Raw genomic sequence first — 12,990 nt, forward strand, 5'->3', positions numbered from 1 at the left:
GCTCCACCGGCGAAGGGGTTGTCGTGGGGCTTTTGCGACAGCCTGGGCCCGTGAAGGGGCCCGGGGGCGTGTCAGCGCTTGAGCAGGTCCACCAGGCGGGACAGGCCGTCGGCCGCGTAGCCCTCTCGCACCGAGCGGTCGAGCAGCTGCTGGAAGGGGGTGAAGAGGGCGGGGCTCAGGCCCTGGGCCTCGTAGGTCTCCATGAAGTTGGGGAAGGCGGCCTGGTTGATGGCGAGGCTCGACACGTCGGTCAGGTGTTGGCCCGAGTCGATTGCCGCCGCGATGCCGGGGACGACACCGCCCAGCACCGCGGAGACCCAGGCGTGCAGGGGCTCGGCGAACTCCGTGGCCGTGATGTTCTCCGTGCGGACCAGGGCGAAGGCCTGGGTCACGCCGATGAGCATGCCGTACATGCCGGTGAGCAGGGCCATGTCGTGCAGGGCGGCGCGGCCCGGGTCCGTGCCCACCCACTTCGTGCCGCCGAAGGCGGCCAGGGCCGGGCGGTAGGTCTCGTAGGCATGCTCGTCGCCGCTGTAGAGGACGTACGCGGCCGGGCCGCCGATCATCTGCGGAACGGCCATGATGCCGCCGTCGATGTACGAGGCGCCCGCCCTTGCGGCCCATGCGGCGATCGAACGGGCCTGGGCGGGGGTGCCGTTGGTGAGGTTGAGCAGTGTCCTGCCGGTGAGGTCCTCGGCGCCGAGGACCTCGGTGACGTCGTCGTTGGTGGTGAGGCAGACGATGACCAGGGGACTTGCGGCGATGGCCGCGGCCGGGGTGTCGGCGGGGGTCGCTCCCTGGGCGACCAGTGGGCCGGTCCTGGCGGCCGAGCGGTTCCAGACGGTGACCTGGTGGCCGGCCCTGAGGAGTGCGGAGGCGAGGGCCGTGCCCATCAGACCGAGGCCGAGGACGGAAACAGGGGAGTGGATGGTGTTTTCGGGCATGCGGTGATCCTTGCCCCGCACAGAGAAGGGGACAAGTACCGACTAATTAGTGAGGTACTCACCTTTTGGTAAGTAAAGGATGACCGTGAACCCGGTGACATGTGGTGATCAGTGCCCTCCCGGCGCACTCTGGAAGGAGTATCGCCGGAGGTGATCCACCATGCAGACACTTGTCGGATGGCACATCGAGATGGAATTCCAGGAGGACGGCGACCGGACCCGGGCAGCCGCGATGGTGAGGCTCGGCGACGGCACCGAGTTCCGCGCCCAGGGCAACGCCCACCGCCACCCGTCCGACCCCGAACAGCTACGGGTCGGCGAGGAGATCGCGGGAGCCCGCGCCCTCATGGACCTGGCCTCGCAGTTGTTGCAGAAGGCTCACGCCGAGATCGACGAGGCATCGGGCCGCACGTCGCACCCCCTGAGGTGACGCGGCCGCCCCGGAGCGGAGGGACGCAGATCGCGAGGATCCAGTACGGCAGCAGGCCCGCGACCATGGCGTGGTTCCCCAGCCGGCCGCGCTGTGGAAGACCGCCGGGTCCTTGCCGGAATTGAGCGACGGGACGAAGGCCAGATTCACCGCCGCGAGTGCGTACGCGGACCGGTCGGCCCAGCGGGGCAGCAGGGCGCTGCGCGGGATCACCCAGGCGGTCGCGGTGCGGAAGACAGCTGTCAGCAGACGGCCCGCCGAGCCGAAGAGCAGCGTGTGTCGGTCGGCCAGCGGCCCGTCGGTCGTGGGGTCGACCGGGGTGCCGTTCGCCCCGGACACCACCCCTGCCTCAAGGGACTTGGCGAGCAGCGTGACACCGACGCTCGGGCGCTCCCCGAACTGGTCCAGGTGCAGCGCCAGGGCGCGCTCCGCCGGGGCCAGTTCGAGTCCGGGCTGGGCACCGGCGTACGGTCGCCGGCGTTGCCGAAGATCGAGCGGATACGGGCGTACGCGTACTGGAGGTACACGGACGTGTCACCGTTCAGCGAGACCATCGGTCCAGGTCGAACTTGTAGTCGCGGGCCGCCGAGGTCGACAGGTCCGCGTACTTCACGGCGTCGATGCCCACGTACTGGCCGTTCTCGACGATCTCCTGCTCGGTCAGGCCGACCTTGTCCGCCGCGTCCTGGATGTCCATGTCAAGCTCGTTTGAAGACCGAGTAGAAGTAGATCTTCGGTTCGTCGACCCTGTGGACAACCATCGAGAGGGTTGTTTCGTCTGGGAGAATGGCTGACGCCAGCAACCGACAGATTCAAGATCAAGCATCAAGGACGTGCCGACCGTGGCTCAGAGCAGCACCGAGACCGACTGGGTCTCCCGTTTCGCGGACGAGGTCATCGCCGAGTCGGAGCGACGTGCGCCTGGCAAACCGGTCGTCGTCGCGTCCGGACTCTCCCCCTCCGGTCCCATCCACCTCGGCAACCTTCGCGAGGTCATGACCCCGCATCTGGTCGCCGACGAGATCCGGCGCCGGGGACACGAGGTCCGGCACCTGATCTCCTGGGACGACTACGACCGCTACCGCAAGGTGCCGAACGGCGTCGAGGGCGTCGACGAGTCCTGGGCCGAGCACATCGGCAAGCCGCTGACCTCGGTCCCGGCCCCGGCCGGCTCCGCGCACCCCAACTGGGCCGAGCACTTCAAGGCCGCCATGGTCGAGTCGCTCGCCGAGCTGGGCGTCGAGTACGACGGCATCAGCCAGACCGAGCAGTACACCGCCGGTGCCTACCGCGAGCAGATCCTGCACGCCATGAAGCACCGCGGCGACATCGACGCGATCCTCGACCAGTACCGCACCAAGAAGGCCCCGGCGAAGCAGTCGCAGAAGCCCCTCGACGAAGCCGAGGTCGAGGCCGCCGAGGGCTCCGGCGCGGCCAACGAGGACGACGGCTCCGGCGGGGCCGGCGGGTACTTCCCGTACAAGCCCTACTGCGGGCAGTGCGAGAAGGACCTCACGACGGTCCAGTCGTACGACGACGAGACCACCGAGCTCGTCTACGTCTGCACGGCGTGCGGCTTCGGCGAGACCGTCCGGCTGAGCGAGTTCAACCGCGGCAAGCTGGTCTGGAAGGTCGACTGGCCCATGCGCTGGGCCTACGAGGGCGTGATCTTCGAGCCGTCCGGCGTCGACCACTCCTCCCCGGGATCGTCCTTCGTCGTCGGCGGCCAGATCGTGCGCGACGTCTTCGACGGCGTGCAGCCGATCGGCCCGATGTACGCGTTCGTCGGCATCAGCGGCATGGCGAAGATGTCGTCCTCGCGCGGCGGCGTGCCCACCCCGGCCGACGCGCTGAAGATCATGGAGGCGCCGCTGCTGCGCTGGCTCTACGCCAGGCGCCGCCCCAACCAGTCCTTCAAGATCGCCTTCGACCAGGAGATCCAGCGGCTCTACGACGAGTGGGACAAGCTGGAGAGCAAGGTCCAGGACGGGAGCGTGCTGCCGGCGGACGCCGCGGCGTACTCCCGGGCCGTGCGCACGGCGGCCGGTGAGCTGCCGCGCACGCCGCGCCCGCTGCCGTACCGGACGCTTGCCTCGGTCATGGACATCACGGCCGGACACGACGAGCAGACCCTGCGCATCCTGACCGAGCTGGACCCGGACAAGCCGGTCCTGTCGCTGGACGAGGTCCGCCCGCGCCTGGACCGCGCCGAGAACTGGATCACCACCCAGGTCCCGGCCGACCAGCGCACCATCGTCCGCGACGAGCCCGACAAGGAGCTCCTGGGCTCGCTCGACGACGAGGGCCGCGAGTCGCTGCGGCTGCTCCTCGAGGGCCTGGACAGCCACTGGTCCCTGGACGGGCTGACCACGCTGGTCTACGGCGTCCCGAAGGTGATGGCCGGGCTGGAGCCCGACGCCAAGCCGACGCCGGAGCTGAAGGTCGCCCAGCGGTCCTTCTTCGCGCTGCTCTACAAGCTCCTGGTGAGTCGGGAGACGGGGCCGCGGCTGCCCACGCTGCTGCTGGCGGTGGGCGCGGACCGGGTCAGGAAGCTGCTCGGCGCGTAGTCCCCGGACTGATCGCGGAAGGGCCGTCACCTCGCGGTGGCGGCCCTTCCGCGTCCCGTGCCCGGTCCCCGTACGACAGCCCTGCCCTGCGGACTGCATCCTTCGGACTACCGGGCATTCCGACGTGCGCATGACGAAACGAGCGGCCTCGCGGGAGACCGTGGAGGCATGAAGAACGAACTCATCGCGGCCCTGGGCTGGCTCGTCGGAATCCAGGGCGCGCTCGGCCCCGCAGGACGGATCTTCGGGGACGGTCCCTGGGGGCTCCTCCAGAAGTGGTGGGACGTCCCCACGCCCGTCTATCTCACCCTGGCCGTCGCGGGCGCGGCCCTCGCGATCTACGGCGAGACGGCCAAGCACCGCGCCAGGGCCTGAGCCCGCCTCAGGCGATGTGGTTCTCCTCGAGCTCCGCCTGGTACTTGTGCCGGAACACGGGCGTCAGACGCCGCAGCAGGGTCGCGCTCAGCGGGTGCCGGATGCCGTGCACGTCCGTGAGGATTATGTCGAGCTGCTCATTGCTGGGGAACACGCCGTTCTCGTCGACGTACGCCCGGTAGACCGGGTAGGCGAGCTCGGAGAACTCGTCGGCGTCCGGCCCCTCGTACTGCTGCTCGTACTGCTGTTCCTGCTGCTCGGCGGGCTGCTCCGGCAGCGGGGACTCGGCGCGGGGGCCGGGGACGGGAACACCGTCCGGCCCCTGGGGAACCATCACGGGGGTGGGCTCCAGACCCTCCACGTAAGCGGGGTCGTAGGACCCCTCGTACGCCGCCTGCGGGAGCCGGGGGGCGTCGAACCAGGGACTGGGGTGCTGGTCGGACTCCGGCTCCGGGTAGTGATCGGCGGGAGGCTCCTCGTGCCAGCCGGGGAACGACTCCTGGTGCTCCTGGTTCTGCTGCGGGTGGTTCTGGGGATGCGCCTGAGGGCCCCGGGGCAGCTCAGGCGCACGCGCGTGCGCCGGGGCCTCCACCTCGGCCGGCTGGACCGTCTGGCGCGTCGGGTCCGGCGGAAGCAGCATGGGCTCGATGCCCGCCGCCGCGAGGCCCGCCGCCGCCGTGTCGGCGAGCGGCACCCCGTACCGCGCCAGCCGCAGCGGCATCAGCGACTCGACCGGCGCCTTGCGCCGCCACGCCCGCCCGAAACGGGCCTGCAACCGCGCCTGGTAGATCAGCCGGTCCTGCTCCAGCTTGATGACCTCTTCATAGCTGCGGATCTCCCACAGCTTCATCCGTCGCCACAGCTTGAACGTGGGCACCGGAGAGAGCAGCCATCGCGTCAGCCGCACGCCCTCCATGTGCTTGTCGGCCGTGATGTCGGCGATCCGCCCGACCGCGTGCCGGGCCGCCTCCACCGAGACCACGAAGAGGACCGGGATCACGGCGTGCATCCCGACCCCGAGCGGGTCGGGCCAGGCGGCCGCGCCGTTGAACGCGATCGTCGCCGCCGTCAGCAGCCAGGCCGTCTGACGCAGCAGCGGAAACGGTATCCGCATCCACGTCAGCAGCAGGTCCAGGGCCAGCAGCACACAGATACCGGCGTCGATACCGATCGGGAAGACGAGCGAGAAGTCGCCGAAGCCCTTCTGCACCGCGAGCGCGCGCACGGCCGAGTACGACCCCGCGAAACCGATCGCGGCGATCACCAACGCCCCCGCGACCACGACACCGATCAAGATCCGGTGCGTGCGTGTCAGCTGCGTCGCGGCCACCCTCGTTCCCTCCCGTAGTCACCATCCGGCGCGCACAGCGTGGCACATGCGTACGGAGCCCGGCCCCCGGGGGAGGGCCGGACTCCGCATATGCCCGCTGTGTACTGCTACTTGTTGGCGGCGGCGACCGCGGCCACCGCTTCCTTCGCGGCCTTCGTCGCGCCGTCCATCATCGCCTTCTCGCCGGGCGCCCCGGCGCCCCCGAAGCCCGTGCCGTTGTAGTCGACCACGATGACCACGTTCTCCGTACGCGCCACGATCGTCGCGTGCGAGAAGTCCTCACCGGTCTTGCGCAGGGAGTACGCGATGGAGCTCGCCTCGCTGCCGATGCCGGTGGCGGGCTTCGTGACGACGTGCTTCGCGCCCTCCGTCGCCTGGACCTTGGCGGTCTCCTTGGCGGCGCCGTCCTTGGCGCGCTTCTCCCCGCTCCCGAGAACCTCGTCGGAGCCGTAGCGGAAGAAGGAGACATCGAGCCAGCGGTACTGCGAGCCCTTCAGACCCTTGTCGTCCAGGCCGTTCCACGAGCAGCCGCCGCGGTTGGCGGTGTCGCTGGACTTGCCCGGCGTACCGGCCTTCGTCTTCGCCTTCGGTACCAGCTCGTCGATCGACTTCGCGACGATCGCCTTGCACGGAACCGGCAGCTTGGAGTACTTCGCCGGCGCGACGGCCGGCTTCGACTCCTTGCCGCCCAGGGCGGACGACGACGAACCCGACGGGTCCTTCGCCGTGGTGTCCTTGCCGTCGGAGTCCGACGAGCAGCCGGCGACGACGAGCATCACCGGGACGGCGGCGCAGGCGAGTATGCGGGTGAGACGCGGGGCTGATCGGTGCATGGTTCCTTCAGTCATCACTCGGGTGCTCGGTCACACGGCGTACGGTCCGTCCGGTCACGGTACGCCGACACGGTACGCGGCAAGGGGCGCCGGCCGCCTCCGGCCCGGGCGCCCGGGGGCCTCGCACGACGGGCCTACTCGTTGAAGCGCTCGGCCAGCTTCTGCGCCAGCCCCTGCGCCTTTTCCTGCAGTTCCTTGCTGTCGGGCACCACGGCCACCCCCGCCGGCTGCTCCGCGTACTGGATCGTCACGATCACATTGGATGTGCGGAAGACCACGCTCACGGTGCGCTGCTGGGCGGCTGTGCCGGCCCCCGTCAGCACGTCGTTCAGGAACGCCGCGTCGCCGAGACCCTCCAGTACGCGCGGCTCCAGACCGGAGGGGGAGCCGGTGCTCGACCCCGGGCTCGACCCGGGGCCGGACGGCGTTCCCGACGGCGCTCCCGACGAGGCGCCCGTGGACGGCTTGCCCGCCGGTGCGCTCGGGGCGGTCGCGCCGGGCCTGCCGGACGGGGTGGCGGTGCTGGAGGTGCTGGGCGCAGTGGGCGCGCTGGGCGTGCTGGTCGTGGTGTTCACCGGGGCGGGCAGGGCGGCCGCGACCTGCTTGCGGGCGTAGACCTCCTGCGCCCGGGAGTCGTCACTCACGGCGGTGTCGTACGAGACGACCCGCTCGAAGTCGAGCGTCAGCTCGTGGGTCGCCTCCGCCGAGTCGGTCTTCCAGGTGCAGCCGACACGGCGGTCGGTGTCGTACGTGACGGCGGCCGAGCCCTGGTACACGCGCTCCTGCTGGTCCTCCGGCAGCTCGGCGCCGCCGGGCAGCAGGTCCTTGAGCGTGGCGAGCTGTACGGATCCGCAGGGCTCGAAAAGAGTGCGGTACTTGCCCGGCGGCACCGCGGAGGTGGCGGGGCCGGCCTTCGCGTCGACGGTGGAACCGTCGGTACCGCCGCCGGCGGTGCAGCCGGTGACGCCGGCGGCGAACGCCGCCACGAGCGCCGCCAGGCCGGGTACGTACGCCTTTCGCTGCACGGTCCCAGGCTCCCTTCTGCCCAAAAACTGTTTGCCGCCCGATGGCGGCCGGTGGACACAATGTGTATCGCACGCACTGCCGTCGATGCCGGTCCCTCATCACCTATACGGGCCTTGGCGCCGGTTTTTGCGTTATCCGGCTTTTCGGGGGAATCGAGGAAGTATGTCGTACGTAGAGGTACCGGGTGCGAACGTGCCCATCCGCATGTGGGCCGACCCCTCCACGGTCGAGGGCGGTGCGATGCAGCAGCTGCGGAACGTCTCCACGCTGCCGTGGATCAAGGGCCTGGCCGTGATGCCGGACGTGCATTACGGCAAGGGCGCGACGGTCGGCTCGGTGATCGCGATGCACGGGGCGGTCTGCCCGGCGGCGGTCGGGGTGGACATCGGCTGCGGTATGTCGGCGGTGAAGACCTCACTGACCGCGAACGACCTGCCGGGGGACCTGTCGCGGCTCCGGTCGAAGATCGAGCAGGCGATCCCGGTGGGCCGGGGGATGCACGACGAGGCGGTGGACCCGGGGCGGCTGCACGGATTCCCGGCGTCGGGGTGGGACGACTTCTGGGGGCGGTTCGAGGGGGTGGCGGATGCGGTCCAGTTCCGCCAGGACCGCGCCACGAAGCAGATGGGGACGCTGGGCAGCGGAAATCACTTCTGGGAGCTGTGCCTCGATTCCGATGATGCGGTGTGGATCATGCTGCACTCCGGATCCAGGAACATCGGCAAGGAGCTGGCCGACTTCCACATCGGACAGGCCCAGAAGCTGCCGCACAACCAGGGGCTCGTCGACCGTGACCTGGCCGTCTTCATCGCGGACACGCCGCAGATGGCGGCGTACCGGAACGATCTCTTCTGGGCGCAGGAGTACGCCAAGTACAACCGGGCGATCATGATGGCGCTCTCTCAGGATGTGATTCGCCGGGAGTTCAAGAAGGCGAAGGTGACCTTCGGCCAGGTCATCTCCTGCCACCACAACTACGTGGCGGAGGAGCGGTACGACGGCATGGACCTGCTGGTGACCCGTAAGGGAGCGATCCGCGCCGGGTCCGGCGACTTCGGGATCATCCCGGGCTCGATGGGCACCGGCTCGTACATCGTGAAGGGCCTTGGCAACGCGAAGTCCTTCAACTCCGCCTCGCACGGCGCCGGCCGGAAGATGAGCCGGTCCGCGGCGAAGCGGACGTTCTCGACGCGGGACCTGGAGGAGCAGACACGGGGTGTGGAGTGCCGTAAGGACTCCGGTGTCGTGGACGAGATCCCGGGCGCCTACAAGCCGATCGAGAAGGTCATCGACCAGCAGCGGGACCTGGTGGAGGTCGTGGCGAAGCTGAAGCAGGTCATCTGCGTGAAGGGCTGAGGCCCAAAACGCGCGGGTGAGTGGGAGGAGCGGGCGAGGGCCCGGGCCGGGGGACGGTCCGGGCCCTCGCTCCGTGCGCGTTCCCTACAGCTCGCGGTGGACCTTGGTGTTGGAGGCCTGGGCGCGGGGGCGGACCACCAGGAGGTCGATGTTGACGTGGGCGGGGCGGGTGACCGCCCAGGTGATCGTGTCGGCCACGTCGTCGGCGGTCAGCGGCTCGGGGACGCCGGCGTAGACCTTGGCCGCCTTCTCGGTGTCGCCGCGGAAGCGGGTGGTCGCGAACTCGTCGGTCTTGACCATGCCGGGGGCGATCTCGATCACGCGGACCGGGGTGCCGACGATCTCCAGGCGGAGGGTTTCGGCGATGACCCGGGCGCCGTTCTTGGCGGCGACGTAGCCGGCTCCGCCTTCGTAGGTGGAGTGGCCCGCGGTGGAGGAGAGGACGACCACGGTGCCGTCGCCGCTCGCGGTGAGGGCGGGGAGCAGGGCCTGGGTGATGTTGAGGGTGCCGATGACGTTGACCTCGTACATCTGGCGCCAGTCGTCGGGGTCGCCGGTGGCCACGGGGTCGGCGCCCAGGGCGCCGCCCGCGTTGTTGACGAGGACGCTGATGGTGCTGAACGCGGTGGCGAAGGTCTGGACGGCCTCGCGGTCGGTGACGTCGAGAGCGTACGCGGTGGCCTGGTGGCCGGCCTCGTTGATCTCCGCGGCCAGGGCCTCGATGCGGTCCTTGCGGCGGGCGGTCAGCACCACGCGGTAGCCGGCGGCGGCGAGTTGCCGGGCCGTGGCGGCGCCGATGCCGCTGCTCGCTCCGGTGACGACGGCGATCCGGGACCCGGCGGCAGTCATGACGTGCTCCTCGCGCGTGTGATCGAGCATGTGATCGAAGATGGGGTCAGGATAGGCGCGCCGGGGGATCATCGGGCGCGCGGGGCGTACATGATCACCGCCATGCCGGCCAGGCAGATCAGCGCACCGGTGACGTCCCAGCGGTCCGGGCGGTATCCGTCGGCGATCATGCCCCAGGCGAGGGATCCGGCGACGAAGACGCCGCCGTACGCGGCGAGGATCCGGCCGAAGTCGGCGTCGGGCTGAAGGGTGGCGACAAAACCGTACGCCCCGAGGGCGACGACTCCGGCGCCGATCCAGATCCAGCCGCGATGCTCACGGACCCCCTGCCAGACGAGCCAGGCGCCCCCGATCTCGAAGAGTGCGGCGAGGACGAAGAGAGCGGCGGAGCGGGCGACGAGCATGACGCCAGGGTGGCACGGACGGCAGGCGTGGGGGGCGGCGCGCCGTGCTGACGGATAATCAGGATATAGCGGGCGAACCGGGTATCGGTGGGTATCTTCCCCTCATGAGTGTCATGCGCAATGCCCTGGTGGTGGTGTCGCTCGCGGTGGCGACGGTGGTGGGTGCGGGAGCGGGTACGGGCGCGGGTGCCGGCACCCGTGACGTGATCGCTCCGGAGGCGGACGTGGCGCACCACGGGCATCTCTCACTGTGGGGCGGGAGGCTCGGGGTCTGGCTGGTGAGCGAGAACCACGGCCCGTCGAGCATTTCGCAGGCGACCGTGCGTCTGGAGTTCTCCTATCCGCCGGCGGCGGCGCAGGAGTTGCCGCCGGGGTGTCTGTGGGCCGGTGACCGTGTGGTGCTCTGTGCGACGGGCGCGCTGAAGGCGGACGGCGCCCGGCAGGAGACCGCTCTCGATCTGAAGGTCACCGGCTCTCCGAACGAGGTGACCGTGAAGGTCGGAACCCTCTGGAACGGCGGCGCGACCGACCGGAACCCGCAGAACAACGAGCACCGGGTGCTGGTTCCCGCGACGGGCGACCCGTATGTCTTCTGACCGCTCTTCCGACCGCTTGGTCGTCCGGTCGGGTTTCTGGACGCCGAGGGTCATCGGCCCGCCCATGCCACGTATCCGTCGGGCCGTACGAGCAGCGAGGTCCTGCGGTCCGGGTTCGCCCAGTGGGCGCGTACCGCGTGTTCCGGGACGGCCGGGGGAAGCGGGGTGTCCGGGGTGTCGTGCGACCCGGTCGCGCTCTGCGGGGTGATCAGGACGAACTCGCCTTCGCGCAGTAGTTCGTAGAGCCGGCCCTGTGTCAGCCGGACGTCCGGCGCGCGCCGTCCGGTGAGGCGGTGGACGCCGCGCCCTGCGCCGTACGCGATGCCGATCCCGCTGACCATGCCCAGGGCCTTGGCGGACGCCGGCCGCACGCTGGTGAGGAAGCGGGCCGCCAGAGAGCGGGCGGCGCGCTGGAGCGGGGTGCGCGCCATGGCGAGGCGGAGCATGCCGCCACTGGTGCGCAGCACCATCGCGCCCACCGGGTGCCGCTCGGAGTCGTAGCTGTCGAGGAGCGCCTCGGGGTCGGGGGCGGCGGCCCTGTCGCCGCGCAGGACGGCAGTGAGTTTCCAGGAGAGGTTCGCCGCGTCCTGGAGGCCGGTGTTCATGCCCTGGCCACCGGCGGGGGAGTGGACGTGGGCGGCGTCCCCGGCGAGGAAGACACGGCCCGACCTGTAGCTCGTGACCTGGCGTTCGTCGCTGTGGAAGCGGGAGATCCAGCGGGCGTCGTGCATGCCGTGGTCCGTGCCGAGCGCGCGGCGGGTGATCTCGCGCAGCTCGTCGAGGTCGACGGGCTCGCTGTCGGCGACCTGGCGGTCGCGGTTCCAGCCCATGACGCGGTACCAGCCGTCGCCGAAGGGGGCGATGAAGGCGAAGGCGTCGCCCACTCCGTTGGCCGTGAGCACTTCCTCGGGCGCCTCGGTCAGCTTGACGTCGGCGAGAACGATGGAACGGATCACCGAGGCGCCCGGGAAGGGCAGGCCGAGTGACCGGCGCACGGCGCTTCGGACGCCGTCGGCGCCGACGAGGTAGCGGGCGGTGACTGTGCGGGGCGTGCCGTCGGCGCCTGTGGGAGCGGAGCCTGAGGGGCCGGTCAGTTCGGCGGTGACCGTGTCGGCCTCCTGGCGCAGGCCCCGCAGTTCCGTTCCGTACCGGAAGTCCACGCCCGCCGAAAGGGCCCGGCGCTCCAGCAGGTGCTCGATCTCGTACTGCGGGGTGATCAGGAGGTACGGGAAGCGGGAGGGAAGGCGCGACAGGTCGAACGACAGGGAGTGGAAGAGGCGCAGTCGCGTGAGGGGCTTGCCCTTCTTGATCAGCTCGTCGGCGAGGCCCCGGGCGTCGAGCAGCTCCAGCGTCCGGGCATGGACGGCGAAGGCCCGCGTCATGTTGCTCGTCTCGTGAGCCCGGCGCTCGACGACCGTGACCCTGAGGCCCGCGGCGGCGAGATCGCCGGCGAGCAGCATTCCGGTGGGGCCCGCGCCCACGACGAGGACGTCGACGTCCGTGGGGCCGGGCGCGGGGTTCGGAGTGGGGACGGTGTCGTTCGGCTTGCCGCTCATGACTGCCTCCCTGAGGCCAACGGTTGATGTCAACGCTTGTGGGCCAACGCTTGTAGGCAAATGTAGAGCCGGCCGTCGTGGCGTGTCAACGGTTGTTGGCCTACAGTTGTTGGCATGACGACAGCCCCTCGCCGTTCGGACGCCACCCGGGCCGCGATCCTCGAAGCCGCCCGCGAGCGGTTCGCCTCGGACGGCTATGAGCGCGCCACCATCCGGGCCATCGCCCGGGACGCCGGTATCGACCCCTCGATGGTGATGCGCTACTACGGCAACAAGGAGGGGCTGTTCGCCGCCGCGTCAGCGTTCGACCTACGGCTTCCCGAGGTCGGCGCGCTGCCTGCGAAGCACATCGGCGCCGTCCTCGTCTCCCACTTCCTCGACCGGTGGGAGTCGGACGAGGTGCTCACCGCTCTGTTGCGCGTCGCCGTCACGAACACCGCCGGGGCGGAGCGCGTACGGGAGATCTTCAGGACTCAGCTGGGCCCGATAGCGGCGGGCGTCTGCCCCGATCCGGCCGAGGCCCCCCGGCGGGCCGCCCTGGCCGCCTCTCAAATCCTCGGCATGGCGCTCGCCCGCTATGTGCTGTGCCTGCCGCCCGCCGCCGAGATGACCCGTGAGGAAGTGGTCGCCTGGCTGGCGCCCACCGTGCAGCGTTATCTCACTGCCGACCAGCCCTAGCCCGCCGCCCGCGCCCGACGGTCCGGGCGCCGCCCACCGCCCGTGC

At 70.4% G+C, this 12,990-nt stretch carries 13 protein-coding genes and 1 pseudogene; 6 read left to right on the forward strand and 8 right to left on the reverse strand.

Annotated elements, in window-relative coordinates; genetic code table 11:
• Nucleotides 1-71: 71 nt before the first annotated feature.
• Complete coding sequence (locus tag ACZ5VC_RS24330) at nucleotides 72-944, reverse strand: NAD(P)-dependent oxidoreductase (RefSeq protein WP_469122160.1); 873 nt, start codon at nucleotides 942-944, stop codon at nucleotides 72-74.
• Between the two features lie 160 nt (nucleotides 945-1,104).
• On the opposite strand from ACZ5VC_RS24330, the gene ACZ5VC_RS24335 reads away from it, so the two are divergent.
• The gene (locus ACZ5VC_RS24335; protein WP_469122161.1) at nucleotides 1,105-1,374 is read left to right on the forward strand and encodes a DUF1876 domain-containing protein; all 270 of its coding nucleotides are present in this window, start codon (nucleotides 1,105-1,107) and stop codon (nucleotides 1,372-1,374) included.
• Nucleotides 1,375-1,764: 390 nt separating this feature from the next.
• Here ACZ5VC_RS24335 and ACZ5VC_RS24340 read toward each other — a convergent pair.
• A pseudogene (locus tag ACZ5VC_RS24340) lies at nucleotides 1,765-2,053 on the reverse strand (arginine--tRNA ligase); the annotation flags it as partial.
• A gap of 154 nt (nucleotides 2,054-2,207) precedes the next feature.
• Between ACZ5VC_RS24340 and lysS the strand changes: the two are divergent.
• Complete coding sequence (gene lysS / locus ACZ5VC_RS24345; protein WP_469122162.1) at nucleotides 2,208-3,941, forward strand: lysine--tRNA ligase; 1,734 nt, start codon at nucleotides 2,208-2,210, stop codon at nucleotides 3,939-3,941.
• A gap of 168 nt (nucleotides 3,942-4,109) precedes the next feature.
• Nucleotides 4,110-4,316 carry a hypothetical protein gene (locus tag ACZ5VC_RS24350; protein ID WP_469122163.1) on the forward strand — a complete coding sequence of 69 codons (207 nt, stop codon included), beginning with the start codon at nucleotides 4,110-4,112 and terminating at the stop codon, nucleotides 4,314-4,316.
• 7 nt (nucleotides 4,317-4,323) lie between these two features.
• On the opposite strand, the gene ACZ5VC_RS24355 is transcribed toward ACZ5VC_RS24350, so the two are convergent.
• The 3 genes from ACZ5VC_RS24355 to ACZ5VC_RS24365 form a co-directional block, all read right to left on the reverse strand.
• Complete coding sequence (locus tag ACZ5VC_RS24355; protein ID WP_469122164.1) at nucleotides 4,324-5,646, reverse strand: DUF2637 domain-containing protein; 1,323 nt, start codon at nucleotides 5,644-5,646, stop codon at nucleotides 4,324-4,326.
• Between the two features lie 107 nt (nucleotides 5,647-5,753).
• Nucleotides 5,754-6,479: a DUF3558 domain-containing protein gene (locus ACZ5VC_RS24360; RefSeq protein WP_469122165.1), complete on the reverse strand. Its 726-nt coding sequence runs from the start codon at nucleotides 6,477-6,479 to the stop codon at nucleotides 5,754-5,756.
• Between the two features lie 134 nt (nucleotides 6,480-6,613).
• Complete coding sequence (locus tag ACZ5VC_RS24365; protein ID WP_469122166.1) at nucleotides 6,614-7,504, reverse strand: DUF3558 domain-containing protein; 891 nt, start codon at nucleotides 7,502-7,504, stop codon at nucleotides 6,614-6,616.
• Nucleotides 7,505-7,667: 163 nt separating this feature from the next.
• Between ACZ5VC_RS24365 and ACZ5VC_RS24370 the strand changes: the two genes are divergently transcribed.
• The gene (locus tag ACZ5VC_RS24370) at nucleotides 7,668-8,861 is read left to right on the forward strand and encodes an RtcB family protein (protein WP_469122167.1); all 1,194 of its coding nucleotides are present in this window, start codon (nucleotides 7,668-7,670) and stop codon (nucleotides 8,859-8,861) included.
• Between the two features lie 84 nt (nucleotides 8,862-8,945).
• Here the strand turns inward: ACZ5VC_RS24370 and ACZ5VC_RS24375 are convergent, their stop codons facing one another.
• Both ACZ5VC_RS24375 and ACZ5VC_RS24380 read right to left on the reverse strand, forming a co-directional pair.
• A complete protein-coding gene (locus ACZ5VC_RS24375) occupies nucleotides 8,946-9,710 on the reverse strand; it encodes an SDR family NAD(P)-dependent oxidoreductase (protein ID WP_469122430.1) in 765 nt (254 codons plus the stop codon).
• Between the two features lie 68 nt (nucleotides 9,711-9,778).
• Complete coding sequence (locus ACZ5VC_RS24380) at nucleotides 9,779-10,114, reverse strand: YnfA family protein (protein WP_469122168.1); 336 nt, start codon at nucleotides 10,112-10,114, stop codon at nucleotides 9,779-9,781.
• A gap of 104 nt (nucleotides 10,115-10,218) precedes the next feature.
• On the opposite strand from ACZ5VC_RS24380, the gene ACZ5VC_RS24385 reads away from it, so the two are divergent.
• A complete protein-coding gene (locus tag ACZ5VC_RS24385; protein WP_469122169.1) occupies nucleotides 10,219-10,710 on the forward strand; it encodes a hypothetical protein in 492 nt (163 codons plus the stop codon).
• Nucleotides 10,711-10,760: 50 nt separating this feature from the next.
• Here ACZ5VC_RS24385 and ACZ5VC_RS24390 read toward each other — a convergent pair whose 3' ends face one another.
• A complete protein-coding gene (locus ACZ5VC_RS24390) occupies nucleotides 10,761-12,266 on the reverse strand; it encodes an FAD-dependent monooxygenase (protein WP_469122170.1) in 1,506 nt (501 codons plus the stop codon).
• A gap of 114 nt (nucleotides 12,267-12,380) precedes the next feature.
• Here ACZ5VC_RS24390 and ACZ5VC_RS24395 point away from each other — a divergent pair, with 114 nt between their 5' ends.
• Nucleotides 12,381-12,944, forward strand: a complete 564-nt coding sequence (locus ACZ5VC_RS24395; RefSeq protein ID WP_469122171.1) for a TetR/AcrR family transcriptional regulator — start codon at nucleotides 12,381-12,383, stop codon at nucleotides 12,942-12,944.
• The last annotated feature ends 46 nt before the right edge of the window (nucleotides 12,945-12,990 follow it).

It is taken from the genome of Streptomyces sp. NPDC033174 (assembly GCF_055577795.1).